This is a genomic window from Streptomyces sp. NPDC046349 (assembly GCF_055587885.1).
Map to the genome: position 1 here is coordinate 479,603 of NZ_JBVJFK010000002.1, position 17,065 is coordinate 496,667.

General features: G+C 74.0%; 17 protein-coding genes and 3 tRNA genes. 9 read left to right on the forward strand and 11 right to left on the reverse strand.

Translation table 11 applies throughout. The annotated features are described in order from the left end of the window. Positions 1-53: 53 nt before the first annotated feature. Positions 54-359 (reverse strand): YtxH domain-containing protein, encoded by a 306-nt coding sequence (locus tag ACZ6JS_RS05805; protein ID WP_469296033.1) that lies wholly within the window; start codon positions 357-359, stop codon positions 54-56. 145 nt (positions 360-504) lie between these two features. On the opposite strand from ACZ6JS_RS05805, the gene ACZ6JS_RS05810 reads away from it, so the two are divergent. The 3 genes from ACZ6JS_RS05810 to ACZ6JS_RS05820 all read left to right on the forward strand — a co-directional run bounded on the left by ACZ6JS_RS05810 (position 505) and on the right by ACZ6JS_RS05820 (position 917). Then, positions 505-577, forward strand: a tRNA-Asn gene (locus tag ACZ6JS_RS05810). Between the two features lie 5 nt (positions 578-582). Further along, a tRNA-Asn gene (locus tag ACZ6JS_RS05815) sits at positions 583-655 on the forward strand. Positions 656-843: 188 nt separating this feature from the next. Further along, a tRNA-Ile gene (locus ACZ6JS_RS05820) sits at positions 844-917 on the forward strand. Positions 918-1,302: 385 nt separating this feature from the next. Here ACZ6JS_RS05820 and ACZ6JS_RS05825 read toward each other — a convergent pair. Further along, on the reverse strand, positions 1,303-2,460 hold the full coding sequence (locus ACZ6JS_RS05825) for a carboxylate-amine ligase (RefSeq protein ID WP_469296034.1): 1,158 nt from the start codon (positions 2,458-2,460) through the stop codon (positions 1,303-1,305). Between the two features lie 216 nt (positions 2,461-2,676). On the opposite strand from ACZ6JS_RS05825, the gene ACZ6JS_RS05830 reads away from it, so the two are divergent. Next, positions 2,677-3,936 (forward strand): MFS transporter, encoded by a 1,260-nt coding sequence (locus ACZ6JS_RS05830; RefSeq protein ID WP_469296036.1) that lies wholly within the window; start codon positions 2,677-2,679, stop codon positions 3,934-3,936. A 336-nt stretch (positions 3,937-4,272) separates the two neighbouring features. On the opposite strand, the gene ACZ6JS_RS05835 is transcribed toward ACZ6JS_RS05830, so the two are convergent. Next, a complete protein-coding gene (locus tag ACZ6JS_RS05835; RefSeq protein ID WP_469296038.1) occupies positions 4,273-4,635 on the reverse strand; it encodes a cupin domain-containing protein in 363 nt (120 codons plus the stop codon). A gap of 48 nt (positions 4,636-4,683) precedes the next feature. Between ACZ6JS_RS05835 and ACZ6JS_RS05840 the strand changes: the two genes are divergently transcribed. Next, positions 4,684-5,502, forward strand: coding sequence for an AraC family transcriptional regulator (locus ACZ6JS_RS05840; protein ID WP_469296040.1), 819 nt, complete (start codon positions 4,684-4,686; stop codon positions 5,500-5,502). 705 nt (positions 5,503-6,207) lie between these two features. On the opposite strand, the gene ACZ6JS_RS05845 is transcribed toward ACZ6JS_RS05840, so the two are convergent. The 4 genes from ACZ6JS_RS05845 to ACZ6JS_RS05860 all read right to left on the reverse strand — a co-directional run bounded on the left by ACZ6JS_RS05845 (position 6,208) and on the right by ACZ6JS_RS05860 (position 9,762). After that, positions 6,208-7,557, reverse strand: a complete 1,350-nt coding sequence (locus ACZ6JS_RS05845; protein ID WP_469296041.1) for a carboxyl transferase domain-containing protein — start codon at positions 7,555-7,557, stop codon at positions 6,208-6,210. A gap of 79 nt (positions 7,558-7,636) precedes the next feature. Next, on the reverse strand, positions 7,637-8,419 hold the full coding sequence (locus ACZ6JS_RS05850) for a TSUP family transporter (protein ID WP_469296043.1): 783 nt from the start codon (positions 8,417-8,419) through the stop codon (positions 7,637-7,639). 84 nt (positions 8,420-8,503) lie between these two features. Continuing rightward, positions 8,504-9,016: a hypothetical protein gene (locus ACZ6JS_RS05855; protein ID WP_469296418.1), complete on the reverse strand. Its 513-nt coding sequence runs from the start codon at positions 9,014-9,016 to the stop codon at positions 8,504-8,506. Between the two features lie 65 nt (positions 9,017-9,081). Continuing rightward, positions 9,082-9,762: a LysE family transporter gene (locus ACZ6JS_RS05860; RefSeq protein ID WP_469296045.1), complete on the reverse strand. Its 681-nt coding sequence runs from the start codon at positions 9,760-9,762 to the stop codon at positions 9,082-9,084. Positions 9,763-9,832: 70 nt separating this feature from the next. Between ACZ6JS_RS05860 and ACZ6JS_RS05865 the strand changes: the two genes are divergently transcribed. Continuing rightward, positions 9,833-10,273, forward strand: coding sequence for an Lrp/AsnC family transcriptional regulator (locus ACZ6JS_RS05865; RefSeq protein WP_469296047.1), 441 nt, complete (start codon positions 9,833-9,835; stop codon positions 10,271-10,273). Positions 10,274-10,300: 27 nt separating this feature from the next. Here the strand turns inward: ACZ6JS_RS05865 and ACZ6JS_RS05870 are convergent, their stop codons facing one another. Both ACZ6JS_RS05870 and ACZ6JS_RS05875 read right to left on the reverse strand, forming a co-directional pair. Next, a complete protein-coding gene (locus ACZ6JS_RS05870) occupies positions 10,301-11,881 on the reverse strand; it encodes a sensor histidine kinase (protein ID WP_469296048.1) in 1,581 nt (526 codons plus the stop codon). Beyond that, on the reverse strand, positions 11,878-12,915 hold the full coding sequence (locus ACZ6JS_RS05875; RefSeq protein WP_030841144.1) for a rod shape-determining protein: 1,038 nt from the start codon (positions 12,913-12,915) through the stop codon (positions 11,878-11,880). The genes ACZ6JS_RS05870 and ACZ6JS_RS05875 overlap by 4 nt, the downstream gene beginning before the upstream one ends. Before the next feature lie 211 nt (positions 12,916-13,126). Between ACZ6JS_RS05875 and ACZ6JS_RS05880 the strand changes: the two genes are divergently transcribed. After that, positions 13,127-13,840, forward strand: a complete 714-nt coding sequence (locus ACZ6JS_RS05880; RefSeq protein WP_469296050.1) for an esterase/lipase family protein — start codon at positions 13,127-13,129, stop codon at positions 13,838-13,840. A 312-nt stretch (positions 13,841-14,152) separates the two neighbouring features. Here ACZ6JS_RS05880 and ACZ6JS_RS05885 read toward each other — a convergent pair whose 3' ends face one another. Further along, positions 14,153-14,701, reverse strand: coding sequence for a hypothetical protein (locus ACZ6JS_RS05885; RefSeq protein ID WP_469296052.1), 549 nt, complete (start codon positions 14,699-14,701; stop codon positions 14,153-14,155). A gap of 78 nt (positions 14,702-14,779) precedes the next feature. Between ACZ6JS_RS05885 and ACZ6JS_RS05890 the strand changes: the two genes are divergently transcribed. Next, positions 14,780-15,502 (forward strand): SCO2400 family protein, encoded by a 723-nt coding sequence (locus ACZ6JS_RS05890; protein ID WP_469296054.1) that lies wholly within the window; start codon positions 14,780-14,782, stop codon positions 15,500-15,502. Here ACZ6JS_RS05890 and ACZ6JS_RS05895 read toward each other — a convergent pair whose 3' ends face one another. Continuing rightward, positions 15,503-15,928 (reverse strand): MarR family winged helix-turn-helix transcriptional regulator, encoded by a 426-nt coding sequence (locus ACZ6JS_RS05895; protein WP_031145892.1) that lies wholly within the window; start codon positions 15,926-15,928, stop codon positions 15,503-15,505. A gap of 95 nt (positions 15,929-16,023) precedes the next feature. Between ACZ6JS_RS05895 and ACZ6JS_RS05900 the strand changes: the two genes are divergently transcribed. Continuing rightward, positions 16,024-17,046 carry an NADP-dependent oxidoreductase gene (locus ACZ6JS_RS05900; protein ID WP_469296056.1) on the forward strand — a complete coding sequence of 341 codons (1,023 nt, stop codon included), beginning with the start codon at positions 16,024-16,026 and terminating at the stop codon, positions 17,044-17,046. The last annotated feature ends 19 nt before the right edge of the window (positions 17,047-17,065 follow it).

Consider the following 17,065-nt stretch of genomic DNA (forward strand, 5'->3'; position numbering starts at 1 on the left):
GAGCCCCTGAAACCACATGGGTCCCAGGGGCCCCGGCTACGGCCGGTGACGCGTCAGGTGTTGCTGGTGCCCCACTCGTCGTCGGCGGTCCCGCCGCCGGTGCGGCCGCGCAGTACCCGCACCCGTCCGGCGAGCGACTCCGGCACGGCGTCGCCGACCCTCTCGCTCACCACGGCGAAGGCCTTCCCGGCGTACTCGCGCCCGGTGTGCCCCGCGGTCTCGGCGGCGTTGCGCACCGCCGGGTTCTGCGCGATCTGGCGGGCGGATTTCTTCAGCTGCTCGTAGCGCTCGCGCCCGGCCCGCGATCCGAGCACGTACCCGAGGGCCAGTCCGACCACGAACGTGACCTTGTACCGCATGCCTGTCACCCTTCGTCGTGTGGTGCCCGGCCCGCCGTCGATACCGATTGGCGGAGCACCCCCCTGCTTGCGCTAATCTATGTCTCGCAACGGGCGCTCGCCCCCCGGCAAGGCCGGAGGTGGGCTGTTCGATGCAACGCAGCAATCCCCTGTAGCTCAATTGGCAGAGCAGCCGGCTGTTAACCGGCAGGTTACTGGTTCGAGTCCAGTCGGGGGAGCGCAGTCCCCTGTAGCTCAATTGGCAGAGCATTCGGCTGTTAACCGGAGGGTTGCTGGTTCGAGTCCAGCCGGGGGAGCACGGAAGAGGAGAGGGTCCTACGGGGCCCTCTTCTTTCTTTGCCGCCCTCTTCGGGAACCGGGCAGCCCTCAGCGCGGTCTCTCTGAACAGGCGAAGCCGATCATGCGAGGCATCCGAAGCAGGAGATCGTATGAGCGGCTATGCTGCGGCAGACGGCGCGCACAGATGTACGCGCCACGCCGAGAAGGGGCGGTAGCTCAGCCGGTTAGAGCAGCGGACTCATAATCCGTCGGCCGTGGGTTCGAGTCCCACCCGCCCCACCGCAAGCCGCAGGTGCAGAAACGATTGCACCTGCGGCTTCGGCGTTTTTCGGGGTGGGCGTCCCCTCAGGCCCGGCCGGACGGGGCAGGGCCGCGTCCCGCCCGCCCGCCTGTGTGGGGCCCGGTCGCGTGGCCGGACCTGCTCGCGGCCGGGGAGTGCAGGACGCCGCCGAGCGCGTCCCGGGTCCGCCGGCAGCTCCCGGTCTGGCGGCCAGGCGGACGGGAGCCGTACGACGCGGTCGGGGACGGTGTGCTGCCCGCCGGAACCCGGTGACGCCCGCGAGGACGCTCCGGAACGCCGGCGTACGTCCTTCGGTGGCGTCGCACCTCGGATCCGCGCCGGCGGGGGCGCGGATCCGGACCTCGGTGGTGCCGGGACGGGCGGCTAGAAGTCCTCCGTTTCGTCGACGAGGTGGCGCAGTACGTCCGTCAGGTCCTGGCGGCGGGCGTAGGCCGCGCGCTGGCGGTGGGCGCCCGATCCGTCGCGCAGGAGTCCGGCCAGGGTCTTGGCCGCGTGGTCCAGGTCGCCGGCGGCGGCCAGTTCCGGGGCGACGAGGTCCAGCAGCGCCTCGGCGAGGTCGGCCGCCGGGAGTTCCGTGCCCGTGTACGGGTCGAGGCCGAAGCCCTCCAGGCCGTCGTGGGCCGCCCGCCAGCGCGCGAGGCGGAGCACGTCGTCCCGTACGGCCGGCTCAGGGCGCCGCTCGTCGACCTCGCGGAGCGCAGTGGCCACCAGCGCGCGGGCCAGTTCCGCCTGCAGGACCGCCGAGTCGACGTCCGGGGACATGTCCGGCGCACGGAACTCCAGCGTCGGCCAGTGCCCGGAGGGCCGGAGGTCCCAATAGACCATCTTCGTGTCCAGGGCCGCTCCGGAGGCGAGCAGGGTCTGCACGGAGCGCCGGAAATGGGCCGTGGACGTGAAGTGCGGGGGCGGGCCCGCCGAGGGCCAGCCGGACCAGGCCATCGCCCGCCAACTGCAGTGACCGGTGTCACGGCCGCCCCAGAACGGCGAGTTGGCGGCGAGCGCGATCAGCGTGGGCAGCCATGGTCTGATCCGGTTGGACACCGCCACCGCCGTGTCGACGTCGAGGGTGCCGATGTGGATGTGGCGGCCGCAGCTGACGAGGGTGTCGGTGAGCGCGCCGAAGCGGCGGTGCTGCTCGCGCTGGCGCGGCAGGTCGTCGGTCAGGTGCAGCGGGCCCTCCACCGCGACGACCGGCGAGGGCGCGGCCAGCAGCCGGCAGCCGTGGGCGCGGGCCGCCCGGCCGAGCGTGCGCCGCAGCTGCGTGAGCTCGGCGCGCAGCGAGGCCGCCGAGGCGGCGATCGGGGTGGATATCTCCACCTGGTAGCGGGTGCCCTCGGGGTGCATCTCGCCCGGCAGCCCGCCGGCCGTCGCGAGGACCAGCGGGGCGGCGGGGACCACCCGGAGAGTGCGGGCGTCGACGAGCAGGAACTCCTCCTCGACGCCGACGGTGAGGGGCACGGTGGGGCGCACCGTGTTCTGCGTCGTGCCGGTGCTCGTGGTGCTGTTGCCAGGTTCGATCACTACGCCTCCCTGGACATACGAGTCTTTTCATCATGAGCTGAACGAGAGGGCAGGAGCGCACGCCGATTCAGTCAAATGTCCGGTGATAGTGGCGAGTTAGCGGCAATACGCCGCCTGCTCCGAAAACCCGGAGCAGGATGGGGCGACTGTTGCCGGTGTGTGAGGAAGCCGGGCGGCGTCCTGGGGGCGTCGACGGGCCGATGCTTATCATCCGATGTGACTCGTACGACTTCACCAACCCGCTCCCGGCGGATATTCGCCGACCTCACACCGCTGCGCACGTCCGTGGACTACCGGCGGCTGTGGATCGGCGGGACCGTCTCCTGGGTCGGCCAGTCGATGACCGCCCTCGCCATCTCGCTGCAGGTCTACGACATCACCGGGTCCAGCTTCTCGGTCGGGCTCGTCGGGCTCTTCTCCCTCGTCCCCCTGATCGCCTTCGGCCTCTACGGCGGGGCCATCGCCGACACCGTGGACCGGCGCAAGCTCGGCCTCTACAGCTCCCTCGGCGCCGCCGTGCTGTCGATCGCGCTCGCCACGGCCGCGCTCCTCGGCTTCCACCGCGTCTGGTTCCTGTACGCCGTCGTCGCGCTCCAGGCGGTGTGCGGGGCCCTCACCGGTCCGGCCCGGTCCGCGATGATCCCGAGGCTGCTGCCGGCCGGGCAACTGCCCGCCGCCAACGCCCTGAACTCCGTGACGATGACCTTCGGAACGATGGTCGGCCCCGCCCTGGGCGGACTGATCGTCAGCCTCGGCGGGTACCAGGCGGCGTACCTGATCGACGCCGTGACGTTCACCGCCGCGCTCTACGCGATGTGGCGGCTGCCGTCCATGAAGCCCGACCGGGCCGAGGGGGCGCGGGGGAGGGCATCGGTCGTCGACGGGCTGCGGTTCCTCGGCACCCGGCCCAACATCCGGATGACCTTCTTCTCCGACATGGCCGCCATGGTGCTGGCGCACCCGCGGGCGCTGTTCCCGGCCGTCGCCGGGCTCTGGTTCGGCGGCGGCGCCGGCACGGTCGGCCTGCTGGTGGCGGCCACGGCGGCAGGGGCGCTGCTCGGCGGGCTGTTCTCCGGCTGGCAGGGACGCATCCAGCGGCACGGGCTGGCGATCCTGCTGTCCGTCGCCGCGTGGGGCCTGGCCGTCGCCGTGTTCGGGCTCACGCGGAACCTCTGGCTCGGCATGGTCTTCCTGGCCCTCGCCGGCGCCGCGGACACCACCTCGATGGTGTTCCGCACCACCATGCTCCAGGCCGCCACCCCCGACGACATGCGCGGGCGCCTCCAGGGCGTCTTCATCGTCGTCGTCGCGGGCGGGCCCCGGCTCGGGGACTTCCTCGCCGGGACCGCCGCCGACCTGACCTCCCCGGCCGTCGCCGTGACGGGCGGCGGGCTCGCCTGCGTCTTGGTGGTGGGCCTGCTCGCCCTGCGCTGGCGCGGCTTCGCCCGCTACGACGCCCGCAACCCCCAGGCCTAGGACGCTCTTCCGGATCCTGCCGGGCTCGCGCCGCCCGGCAGGATCCGGAAGAGAGGTCCTGGTGCTGGGCGCGGGGGCCCGGCGGTCCGGCGCGGCCGTCCTTTCGGGGCTCCCCGGGCGCGCCCGGGCGTCCCTCCGCCCTGCGGGTCTCCCCCCAGCCTGCGGGTCCGGGCGGCCCCCGCGGTGCCCGGCGGCGCCGTGACGACCGGCCGCGCGGTGCGGCCGCCGACGCCTCCGGGCGGGGCGGCGGCCGTACCGGGCCGTGCCCCGGCGCGGCCGGGCGCGGCGGTGTGGGGAGTGTCCGACGCGTGCGTGCCCCGGCGTGACCGGCACTGGTCAGGCGTCCACCGGTTCGCGGGTGCGGTCGCCGCCCGCGGTGCCGGTGTTGGGGGTGCCGGACGGTTCGAAGAGCAGGATGTGGGCCTCCTCGTCCGCCGCCGGGCAGTGTTCCGTCCCGCGCGGGACGACGTACATCTGGCCGGGGCCCAGGACCACGTCCCCGTCCCGCAGGCGGATCGTCAGGGTGCCCGCGACGACGAGGAAGAGCTCGTCGGTGTCCTCGTGCGTGTGCCACACGAACTCGCCCCGGACCTTGGCGACCTTGACCTCGTAGTCGTTGACGCGAGCGATGCGGCGCGGCGCCCACCGCTCGGTGAAACCGGCCAGCTTTCCGGCGATGTCGATCTCTTGTGTCGTCATGCGGACAGCCTGGCGGCCGGCGCGCGGGCGGTCTTGTACGTTCCTGACATGGCCGCGATACGTCCGCGCAGTACCGTCAGCGCCTGGCAGCCGGCGGTACCGGGGATCGCCGAGGTCTTCCACGCCCGGTTCACCGAACACGCCTACCCGGCCCACGTGCACGACACCTGGGCGCTGATGATCGTGGACGGCGGACGGGTGGACTTCGCCCTCGACCGGGAGCGTCACGGCGCCGGGGTCTCGGACGCGGTGGTCCTGCTGCCGCCCGGGGTGGTCCACGACGGGCGGACCGTGACCGAGGCGGGCTTCCGCAAGCGCGTCCTTTACCTGGACACCTCGGTGCTGCCGGAACGGCTGACCGGCGCCGCCGTGGACGCGCCGCTGCTGGTCGATCCGGCGCTTCGCGAACGTGTGCACGCACTGCACCTGGCGCTCGGGGAGCGGGATCCCCTGGAGGCCCAGTCGCGGCTGGCCTTCGTACGGGAGCGGCTGCACGGCCGGCTGGCGGGCCGAGGGGAGCCGCAGGCGGCCGGGACGGCGCCGGGCGCGCGGCTGGCCGTACGGCTGCGCGAACTGCTGGACGCGCGAGTGGTGGAGGGGATCACGCTGGAGGAGGCGTCGGTGCGGCTCGGCCACGTCCATCCCACCCACCTGATCCGGAGCTTCCGGAAGGCCTACGGGCTGCCACCGCACGCGTACCTGACGGGGCGGAGGGTGGCGCTCGCGCGGGGACTGCTGCTCGCGGGGGCCAGGCCGGCGCAGGCGGCGGCGGAGGCCGGCTTCTACGACCAGGCCCACCTCGCACGGCACTTCGCCCGGCACGTCGGGACGAGTCCGGCCAGGTTCGCCCGATCCGGCCGGGGGTGAAGCGGAGTCGGCGGGTCCGTCGCCGGCCTGCCGCGGCCGCCGGCCGGCGACGGCCAAGGACGCCGGGGCGCAGCCGCCGGCGGATCCGGACCCGGTGGCGCGGCCGCGACGGCGAGTTCCGGCCGCGGTGGCTAGTTCCGGCCGGTACGGCAGTACGCCCACCCGGTGGACGCCGGGCCCTGCCTCGTCGGGCTCGCCCCCACCCGGGACGGCCTGATCCCGCAGGAGCGTGGCTCTGCACGCGGGAGTTCGCCATCACCGTGCGGCTCTGCCGCCGACCCGCTGGGCGCGACGGCCACTTCGAAGGTCGGCACCCGGCGCAGGGCCCGCGCGGCGGGTAGCCCGCAGGACCGCGCTCGGGGCCGCGACGGCTGCCGGATTCCGGGCGCGCCGTCGAAGCCGCCGCACAACCACCCGCTGGTCGACAACGTCGAAGGCGCGGTCGTCGCCGGCGAGACGGCCGCGGTCGGACGCGACTGCCGCTGGTCGGCGACGACAACGAGCCGGCCCGGCAGGTGGGGAGGCTCCACCGGATGGACGTCCGGCTGCGGGCCCGCCGGGGCCAGGGCCGTGGCGGCGGCGCCGTGGATCGCCAGGCGGAGGGGGAAGCCCATGCGGAGCACCGGCGACCGACGACAACGCGGCGAGGCGTGGTGCCCGGCCGGGCCGGGGGCCGCGAGCCCGTCAGCATCCGGAAGGCAGGTCCTAGTCGCCCGCCCGTCCGACGATGCCGCGGGCGACGCCCAGGGCCACCAGGTCCTGGGGGCGGATGCGGAGCTGGTCCGCCGTGGCCGGGGCGGCCGACTCGGGGCGTTTGAGGATGGCCGCGGCCAGCTCCGGGGCGATGACCGAGAAGTAGCTGTCCGGGGTGACCCAGGTGTTTCCCGGCGCGGCCAGTGCGAGTGCGCCGCCCGAACCGCCCTCGCCGATCAGGAGGGTGGTGACGGGGACGGTGGCCGCCGCCAGTGCCGCGAAGGTGTCGGCGATGGCCGCGCCGGCGCCCGCGTGCTCGGCGGCGGCGTCGTTGGCGGCGCCCGGGGTGTCCACCAGGGTGAGGACGGGGATGCCCAGCCGGTCCGCGAGGCGGACCACGCGGGCCGCCGTGCGGTATCCCGCCGGGCGGGTGGCCGTCCCGCACTGGGCGGCGTAGGCCACGGCCCGGCCCTCCCGCAGCCCGAACCCGCACAGCATGCCCGGGTCCGTGCCGCCCGCCCGGTCCCCGGAGAGGTGCAGGCGGAGCTCGAAGTACGCGTCCAGGTAGGCCTCGGCGCGCGGCCGGCCGGGGTCGCGGGCCTGCCGCACCGCGTCCCAGCCGGTGGCCGGCGGTGCCACGTCGGCAAGCGCCGCCGGTGGATCGACCGGCCCGCTCGGGCGGGGCGCGGCCAGGACGCGGAGCCAGCCCGCGAGGGTGCCCGGCAGGTGGGCGGCGGGCACCACGGCGTCCACGTGACCGGCGGCGTACTGCCCCTCGGCGCAGTACGCCGCCGGGTCCGCGTCCGCAGGGCGGACCCGGGAGCCGGCGAAGCCGACCTGGGCGCCGGGCAGCGCGAGGACCACGTCGGCGCCGGCCCCGAGGGTGGCCCAGCCGCCGCCGGTGGTCGGATCGCGCAGGACGGCGAGCTGGGGGAGCCCGGCGGCACGGGTCAGGACGCTCTGCCGGGCCACGCGCTGCAGCTGGGTCAGCGCGAGCATGCCCTCCTGCATGCGGGAGCCGCCCGTCGCGATCAGCGAGACCAGGGGGAGGCGGTGCTCGCGGGCGTGCGCGTATGCGGCTTCGAGCCGGTCTCCGGTGCGTTGTCCCAGAGAACCGCCCAGGAAGCCGAACTCGAAGGAGATCAAAACGGCTTCGCGGCCGCCGAGGCGGGCGGTGCCGGTGACGACGGATTCCTGCTCGCCGGTGCGCTCGGCGGCGCGGGCACGCGAGGCGTCGTAACCGGCCCAGGCGAGCGGGCCGTCGGCCGGGGACTCCCGTCGGGGGGCGGGCAGTTCGGCGAAGCTGCCGGGGTCGGTCACGGAGGCGATGGCCGCGCGGGCCGAGAGGCGGGTCGTGGTCACGCGTTCACCCTAGGGGCTGAGGTCGAATTCCCGTACGGGTGACAGGACTTCGGCGGTGGTCGCCGGCCGCCGCGGCGCGTCAGGCCGGCAACTGGACGGCGTACAGTGCGCCGACGCCAGCGGCCAGGATGGCCAGGAGCAGCCGGAGCGCGGTCTCGGGGAGGCGGGGCTGGAGCCGAGCGCCGATGTGTCCGCCGAGCAGGCCGCCGGCCCCGCAGGACACCCCGAGGTACCAGTCCGGGGCGACGTCGCCGGTGGTGGCCAGGGAGAGCAGCGCGTAGGTGACCGCGCCGACGACCGAGGTGACGAAGGTGGCTGCCAGGGCGGCGGGCGCGACGACGGCGACCGGCGACCCGCGGCCGACCAGGACGGGGCCGAGCAGGGAGCCGCCGCCGATCCCGTAGACGCCGCCGGCCACGCCGACAGTCAGGGCCAGTGCCGTCGTGCCGCGGGCGGAGGGCGGGCGGGGCTGGCGGGCCGGCGCCGGGCGCAGCGTACGCAGCAGCAGCCACAGCCCGAGGGGCAGCAGCAGGGCGGCGACGAGCAGGCGGAAGACGCGCGGCCCGGGCACGGCGAACACGCGGATCACCGCGCCGAGGACGACACCGGGCACGGTCCCGGCGATGAGCGTCCGGGTGAGCGGCCCCTTCAGCCTTCCCGTCCTGTGGTGGCGCAGCAGGGCCCCGGGTCCGGCCACGACGTTGTAGAGGAGGTTGGTCGGTGTCACCGCCGGGCTCGGCACTCCCAGGACGCTGACCTGCACGGGCAGCAGGAAGACCGCTCCGGAGACCCCCACGGGCGCGGTGACCGCGGATATCAGCAGCCCGGCGGCGAACCCGAGCAGCCCCGTCGACCACGTCACGACCGCACCCACGCAACTTCACCGTCCACCGGGCCACCATCGCGCATCCCCGGGGCCGGGCGTGTGACGATCTCATGAACAGAGTCAGGGCGTCAGATCGTGCCGGACCCATTCCGGCGGGGTCGGGCCGACTTCGATGCCGTTCTCGTCGAGGCCGTTGACGATCCGCAGGCGCTCCGGTTCGAAGACGAACTCCAGCGCGACGGTTCCGGCCGCCAGGTCACGGTCCGTCGGCCGCCATTCGAGTAGCGCGGCGCCGAGCAGCCGACGGCCGACGAACGCTTCGAGGCGTTCATCGCGGTCGGACCATCGCGGCGTCAGCTCGGACCACTCCCAGCCCGTGATGGCCGCCGAGGTGCGGATCGTGTTCCAGCCGAGGGAGAGTTCGTCGAACGTGCGGTGGCAGACCTCCAGCCGGGTGCCGTCGAAGTCCAGCACCACCGGGAGGTCGGCGTACCGGTCGCCGTCCTCGGCGAAGCGCACCAGGGCGAAGCCCGTCAGCCGACGGCCGGCGAGCGCCGCGAGGCGCGGACCGTGTGCCTGCCGGGCGGCGTCGACCCCTACCCGGTAGGACGGTTCGAAACCGGAGATCCCCATGGTCACGGCCCGAGTCTCCAGGCCGCCCGCTGCTCGGGCAAATGCTTTGCCGGGGCGGACGCCCCTCAGGGGAGCGGCAGGGCGATCTTCACGGCGTAGGCGGCGACCAGGCCGTAGCCCAGGCGGAAGGTCCAGACGCGGGTGGTGGCGGAGATGCGGGCGCCCGCGAGGGAGCCGAGGGCGACGAGGCCCTGCTGCCAGAGGAGGGAGGCCGCGCCGACGCCGGCGAGGAAGGCCGCCCCGGCGGGGCCGGTGCGCAGGCCCCCGCCCTGGGCGGTGGTGAGGGCCGCGAAGTAGAGGGCGGTGGTGGGGTTGATGGCGGTGAGGGCGACGTAGCGGGCGAAGGCCTTGGCCGGCCGCAGGTCGGTCGCGGTCCGCGTCGCGCCCGCCGCGGCCGGGTCCGGCACGGGTGGGTCCGGCACCGCCGGGTCCGGCACGGGTGGGGCCGTCGCCTTCGGCCGGGCCCCGGAGAGCCCGTGGGCCGCGATGGCCAGCAGGATCGCCGCCGAGGCCAGCCGGACCCACGCCTCGACAGGGGACACGTGGGAGGCCACCCAGGGGCCTACGGCGGTGGCGAGGGCCGCGTAGCCGAGGTCGACGACCGCGATGCCCATGGCCGCGGCCATCGCCGTCCGCCGGTGCCGCATCGCCTCCTGGAGCAGCAGCACGCTCATCGCGCCCATCGGCATCGCCACGCCCAGACCGGCGGCGGCGCCCGCCAGCGCCGGTGTCATCAGTTCGCTCATACGGGCGAGGGTCGACCCCCGCTCCCGAAGTACGAGCACGAATACCGGCACGGACTGCGAGAATCGCGGCATGGACCGCCTCGACAGGGAAATCCTCGGCATCCTGCAGCAGGATGCGCGGATCTCGTACCGGGACCTCGGCGTCCGCGTCGGCCTCAGTGCGAACGCCACCGCCGACCGGGTGCGGCGGATGCGCCGGGACGGCGTGATCCGCGGGTTCACCGTCGTGGTGGACCCGGCCGCCGACACCGCCGGCGGTCTCGTCGTCTTCATCGACGTCACCCTGCGCCAGGACACCACCAACGAGGAGTTCGAGCGCCGGGCCGCGCAGCTCCCCGGGATCGCCGAGGTCGTCCACGTGACCGGCGCGCACGACTACCTCGTACGGGCCCGCGCCGCCGATCCGGCCGCCCTCGACGTGCTGCTGCGCCGGCTGAAGCGGGAGGCGGGGGTCGCCCAGTCCAACACCCGGATCGCCCTGCGCGCCGCCGGACGGCCCGGACGGCCCTGACGGCCCGGCCCGCGCCGAGCCGACGCGTCAGAGCGCCGACTCCCACGTCACCGTCGTGCCCTGCGCACCCGGTTCCGTACGGCCGTCGTCCGTCACGGTCACGCGCACCCGGTCCGGGGACGCGTCCACCACCACCTCGATCGAGGTGACCTGGCTGCGCCGGTGCGCCGCGGCCAGGGCGCCGCGCAGCGCCGTGATCAGGTCGTCCGCCACGGCCGCCGGGAGCAGGGCGTCCACCGCGCCGGCGAAGTGCACCGACGGCTGGAAGCCGAGCAGGACCGCCGCGCCGCCCGTCTCGCGCAGGACCCGCCCCCGGAAGGTGGTCGGGGCGTCGGTCGGCGGCTGCTGGAGGGCGAAGATTGCGGTGCGGACCTCCTGGATGGTGGAGTCCAGTTCGTCGACGGCGTGGGTGAGTTCGTCGCCGACCGTGTCCCCGGAAGGGGCGTTCGCGGCCCGCCGCCGGGTGCTCTCCAGCATCATCTCGGTGGCGAAGAGCCGCTGGACCACCAGGTCGTGCAGGTCCCTGGCGATCCGGTCGCGGTCCTCGTACACCGCGAGCTGCTCCCGGTCGTGCTGGGCGTCCGCCAGTACGAGGGCCAGAGCCGCCTGGGAGGCGAACTGTGAGGCGAGCTGCCTGTCCACCGCGTCGTACGCCGGGCCGCCCCGGGCGCGGGGAAGGGCCAGGGTGCCGATCAGCCGTCCTCCGCTCTGGAGCGGGAGCATCATGCTCGGCCCGAACCGCACCCGGACGGGGGTGGTCATCCGGGGATCGGTGGCCGAGTCGTCGATGAAGACCGGTTCGCCGCCGAGGAGTTGTTCCAGCACCGGCGATCCGGGGGCGATCGCCGTCCCCACCAGGTCGCCGGGATCCCCCTGGGTGGAGGCGGCCACGATCTCCATGCCGCCCTCGGGAGTCGGCTGGAGCACCACCCCGGCCGCGGCGTCGGCGAGCAGCCGGGCCCGTTCGGCCAGGCACATGAGGGCGTCCGCCGCCGTGCTGCCCGCCAGCAGGGTCGTGGTCACGGCGGAGGCCCCGTCGATCCAGCGCTCCCGGCGGCGGGCCGTCTCGTACAGCCTGGCGTTGCCGATCGCTATGCCCGCCTGCGCGGCCAGGACGCGCACCAGGGCGAGGTCCTCCTCGCCGAAGGTGCCGCCGCCGTGCTTCTCGGTGAGGTAGAGGTTGCCGAAGACCTCGTTGTGGACCCGGATCGGGACGCCGAGGAAGCTGCGCATGGGCGGGTGGCCGGGCGGGAAGCCGACGGCCCGGGGGTCCTGGGTGAGGTCGTCCAGGAGCAGCGGCCGCGGGTCCTCGACGAGGGCTCCGAGCAGGCCGGAGCGGCCGTCGGGCAGGTGGGGGACGGCCGCCCGCTGTTCCTCCGTCAGTCCGGCCGTGAACAGCGAGGTCACCAGGACGCGCTCGGGGTCGAGGATCCCGAGCGCGCCGTACCGGGCCGAGCACAGCTCGGCCGCCGAATCCACGAGGTGCTGGAGGGTGGCGCGCAGCTCCAGCTCGGAGCCGACGCTCAGCACGGCCTCCAGCAGCACGGGGAGGCTCGCCGCGTCCTCGTCGGACTGTCCGGCGGGCCTCCCGGGCCCTTCGTCCGTCATCCGGCCAGCGGGTTGAGGACCATCGGGGCGATCTTCCCTTCGAGCATCGCGCCGAGGCCCATCACGGCGCACACGTCCGGCCGTTCGGCGATGGCGACGGGCATGCCGGTGGCGTCCCGCAGCATCTGGTCCAGGCCCGGCAGCAGGGCGCTGCCGCCCACCATCATGATTCCCCGGTCCGTCAGGTCGGCCACCAGGTCGGGCGGGCAGTCGCGCAGCACCTTGCCGATTCCGTCGAGGACCGCGGTCAGCGGGGTGTGGATGGCGTCCCGCACGGCCGCGGTGTCCACGTGGACGGAACGGGCCAGGCCGGTGGCCACGTCACGGCCGTGGATGAGGGTGGAGGCAGGCCCCTCCGAGGTGAGGCCGTTGCCGTGCAGGGCCAGTTGGAGCGGCCGGACGGCCTGGCTGGGGAGCATCAGCTCGTGCGCGTGGCGCAGGTGCTGCACGACGGCGTGGTCGATGGCCTCGCCGCCGACGGGGATCCGCTGGGCGGTGACGATCGAACCGAGGGAGAGGACGGCGACCTGGGTGGCCGCGGCTCCGCACACCATGATCATCGTCGCGGTCGGCTGCTCCACGGGCAGTCCGCAGCCGACGGCCGCCGCGATCAGGGTGTCGACCAGTTCTACGCGCCGCGCCCCGAGCCCGACCAGGGTCTCCACCGCCGCCCGCTGTGCGAGCGGGTCCGCGTCGTGCGGGGTGCAGGCGGCGGCCCGCAGCCGCGGCTTGCGCCGCAGGGCGCGCCGCAGCTTCTCGCCGAGGAGGTGGCGCAGCATTCGCTGGGCCATCTCGATGTCGACGACGGTGCCGCCGGAGACGGGGCGCACGACCCTGATGTAGTCGGGCGTGCGCCCGGTCATCCGCTCGGCGAAGGTTCCGACGGCGATGAGTGCGCCGGTGCGCGTGTTGACCGCGGCGACGCTGGGCTCGTCGACCACGAGGCCGGCGCCCTTGACGTACACGCGGGTCCTGGCCGCCCCCAGGTCGACGGCGACGTGGCAGCGGCGCAACTGCTCAAGACTGACGGTCACGGCGGAACCTCCCGAGAGCGCTGACGCAAAGGGACCGGCGGAGGTGCCGGTCGCTTTACATATCATCTCGGGCATTTGGGGCTATCCGCCCGTTGGAATGCTCCGGCCGTGGGTGTGTCGCGGCTGCATGGGGGTGGATTTCTGTACCGACAGGCAGCACCATGCCCGCACTGCACGCGCTACTCGCGCGTAACAAGGTAAGGGGGAAGCGATGCTGACGGCTCGACAGGGACTGGTCGCGCTCCTGGCGCTCTGCCTGGCGTCGCTCACGACGCCCGCTGCGGCCCGTGCGTCCGACCGGGGTCCGGCCCCCGGCCCTGACCGGGCATCACCGCGCAGTCCGGTGGTCTTCGTCCACGGGTACAACGCCGACCCGGGCGTATGGGGAAGCCTCCGCGCCGACCTGCGCGCCGACGGGTACACCGACGCGGAGCTCTTCTCCTTCGGCTACGACACCCACCAGTCCGTCAACGAGGTCCTCGCCGGGCGGCTCGGCGCCTACGTCGAACTGGTCCGCCGCGAGACCGGCGCCGCCAAGGTCGACGTCGTGGCGCACTCCTTCGGCTCGCTGGTGAGCCGCTGGTACGTCAAGTTCGGCGGGGGCGCGGCCACCGTGGACCACTGGGTCTCACTGGCCGGCCCCAACCGGGGCACCTCCACCGCGTGGGCCTGCGCCCTGTGGGACCAGGCCTGCCGGGACATGACCCCCGGGTCGTACGTGGTGAAGAACCTGGGCAGCGGGGACCCGACACCGGGCACGGTGCAGTACGCGACCTTCTGGTCGGACTGTGACGAGGTGATCAACCCCGACGACAGCGTCCCGCTCGTGGGGGCCGTCAACACGCCGGTCGGCTGCCTCCAGCACAACGACCTGCTCGGCGACGACGGCACCTCGGCCGGAGTGCGGGCCTTCCTCACCTCCTAGGCGCGCCCGAGGGGCGACGACCGCTGCTGACGTCCAGCTCAAGGAGTACGGGAGACAGTGGGGGAAGCCGTCGCGTTCCTAGGGGGAAGCGCCGATGCCGTACCGGGTCAGAGCCGGTGGCCGCCGACGAGCGATCCGCGCGGCTCGTCGGCCCTGCCGGTCCTGGCCCCGCTGGGACCCCCGTCGGGGGGCGCGGGGTACGTGACGGCCGGGTACGCCCTGTCGCGGGTCCGCCGGAGAACCCGCACCGCCCGGGGCACCTGCCGTGACGCCTGACGACCGACCAGGTCCGGGCACGCGCCCCGCCGGACCCTAAGGACCGACGCGCTGGAGCAGGCCGTAGGTGAACTCCGCCACGCACGGCCGGCCCTGCGCGGTGAAGGCGAGGCGCCAGCGCGTCGGCGCGGTGTCCTCCATCGGGCGCGCCGGTGCGAAGGCCCGCGCCACCTCGTCCACCGTCGCCGACCAGGGCAGCAGGTCGTCCGGCGATTCCAGCACGGGCCCCCGCGCGCCCGGGGCCCGTACGAGCCACTCGTTCCACACCGCCCCGTCCGGCGCGGCCAGCACCTCGAAGCGCAGGTCCGGCCAGAGCGGCAGCGGCCACAGCAGGGCCTCGCACTCCAGGTCGCCCATGGTGCGGTGCTCGGCGGACTCCGGAGGCCCGAGCACCGAGCGGTACCGGGCCAGCGCCCCGCGGGACCGGGGCGAGCGCAGCATCGCCTGCCAGCGCTTGTTCGCCTCCCGCTGGTCCGTGAGCGAGGCGCCCAGCCGGCGGCGGGCCTCGTCGGCGAGGTCCGGCTGGAAGTCGGCCATCCGCCGCAACAGCACCAACTGGAACCCGACCGGCCCGAAAGATGTCATGGAGGGAACGATTCCACACAGGATCCTTACGTTCTCGGGATCCGGATGTTGCCGCGCACCGCGTAGCCTGCGGGCGCCATGAACTATTGCCACGCCTGCCGGAGGCATCTCAACGGCGCGCTGGCGTGCGCCGGATGCGGGACGCCCGCCGAGTACCTGATACCCGCCGCTCCCGCCGCCGGGCCGCCCGCGCCGCCCGTCCTCGAGGGGCCGGCGGCCGATCCGCCGGCCGCCCTGGCGGATGTGTTCGCCGACTCCCTCGTGGTGCTCTCCGCGCCCGACGGGCGCAGGTCCGGCGCCCGCCGCCGCGCCGCGAGCCGGCGTCGCCGCCGCACCGTGGTGTCACTCTCGCTCGGGGTGCTGCTCGCCGCCGCGGGCTCCCTGACGGTGGCGGGCATGGCCGCCGACGGGGAACGCACCGACCGGGCCTCCGACGTCGTCCTGATCGACGACGCGCCCCAGGATCCCGCGCCGCTGTCGGGCGCACCGACGGCCGGGGCGCCCACGGGCTCCGGGAAGGCCACCCGGAAGGCACCCGTCGCGGCCACGAAGAAATCCGGGACCGGGACGCCGAGCGGGGACGTGGCCCAGTCCGGGCCGACCCCCTCCGCCCCCGCGCCCACGGTCTCGGGGCAGGCGTCAGGCACCCCCGGCCCGGGGAAATCCGTCCAGGGCGGGACGGGGCAGCCCTCGCAGAGTGCTTCCGGCAGCGCGACGGAGTCGCCCGTGCCCCCGCCGAAGCCCGCGCCCACGCAGACCAAGGACTGCGGTTTCCTGGGCATGCTGTGCTGGGGCGACTGACTAGCCGCCCAGCATCCGCTTGAGCAGGTCCCGCAGCACGGCCCGCTCCGCCGGCGACAGCCCGGCCAGGGGCTCGCGTGCGAAGTCCAGCGACTCGCGCAGCCGCTCCGCCGTCTGCAGCCCCTCCTCGGTGGGAGCGGCCAGCTTGACCCGCCGGTCGGCGGGATCCGGACGGCGCTCCACCAGACCGCGGCTCTCCAGCCGGTCGATGATGCCCGTCACGTTCGAGGGCTCGCACCGCAGCTTCTGTGCGATGCGACGCATGGGCGTCGGCTCCAGCGAGAGCAGGTTCAGCACCTTGGCCTGGGCGCCGGTCAGCTGGTGGCTGGCGGCCGCGTGCTCGTATTCCATGTGGTACCGGCTCACGACGTCACCGATGAGTTCGACGACCTCGACGGTCACTGGGTCTACACGACGACTGGGCATGGATCCAGAGTACCCATTTACTTGACAACATGAAATATCCAGGCGCATGGTTGTTTCACCTAGTGAAGCAATTCGTCCTTACCAGGAGCGCCGCAATGTCTGAGATCCCCGCCGTGAGCCGCGAGTGGCACCTCGTCCGTCGCCCGCAGGGCTGGCCCGTCGCCGAGGACTTCGCCCTGCGCGAGGTGCCCGTCGACGCCGAGCCCGCCCCCGGCCGGATCCTCGTGCGCAACCTGCACATGTCCGTGGACCCGTACATGCGCGGCCGGATGAACGACGTGAAGTCCTACATCCCGCCCTTCCAGCTCGACCGCCCGATGGACGGCGGCGCCGTCGGCGAGGTCGTCGCCTCCGGCGCCGAGGGCTTCGCCGTCGGTGACCACGTCCTGCACGGCCTGGGCTGGCGCGAGTACGCGGAGCTCGACGCGAAGCACGCCACCAAGGTCGACGCCTCCCTCGCCCCGCTCTCCACCTACCTCGGCGTCCTCGGCATGCCGGGCCTGACCGCCTACGCCGGGCTCTTCGAGGTCGCCTCCTTCAAGGAGGGCGACTCCGTCTTCGTCTCCGGCGCCGCCGGTGCGGTCGGCGGCCTCGTCGGCCAGTTCGCGAAGATCAAGGGCGCCTCCCGGGTGATCGGCTCCGCAGGCTCCGACGAGAAGGTGACGCTCCTCACGGAGAAGTACGGCTTCGACGCCGCCTTCAACTACAAGAACGGTCCGGTCGCCGAGCAGCTGCGCGCCGCCGCCCCCGAGGGCGTCGACGTCTACTTCGACAACGTCGGCGGCGACCACCTCGAGGCCGCCATCTCCTCCATGAACGTGAACGGCCGCGCCACCCTCTGCGGCGCGATCGCCCACTACAACGACACCGAGGCGGCCCCCGGCCCGCGCAACCTGATGCAGGTCATCGGCAAGCGGCTGCGACTCCAGGGCATCCTCGTCAACGACCACGCCGGGCTGCAGCAGCAGTTCGTCCAGGACGTGGCCGGATGGCTGCGCTCCGGTGAGCTGCGCTACGACGAGACGGTCGTCGAGGGCGTCGAGAACGCCACCTCCGCCTTCCTCGGCATGCTCCGCGGAGAGAACACCGGAAAGATGATCGTTTCCTTCACCGGTTAGGCTCACCCCACAACCGTCG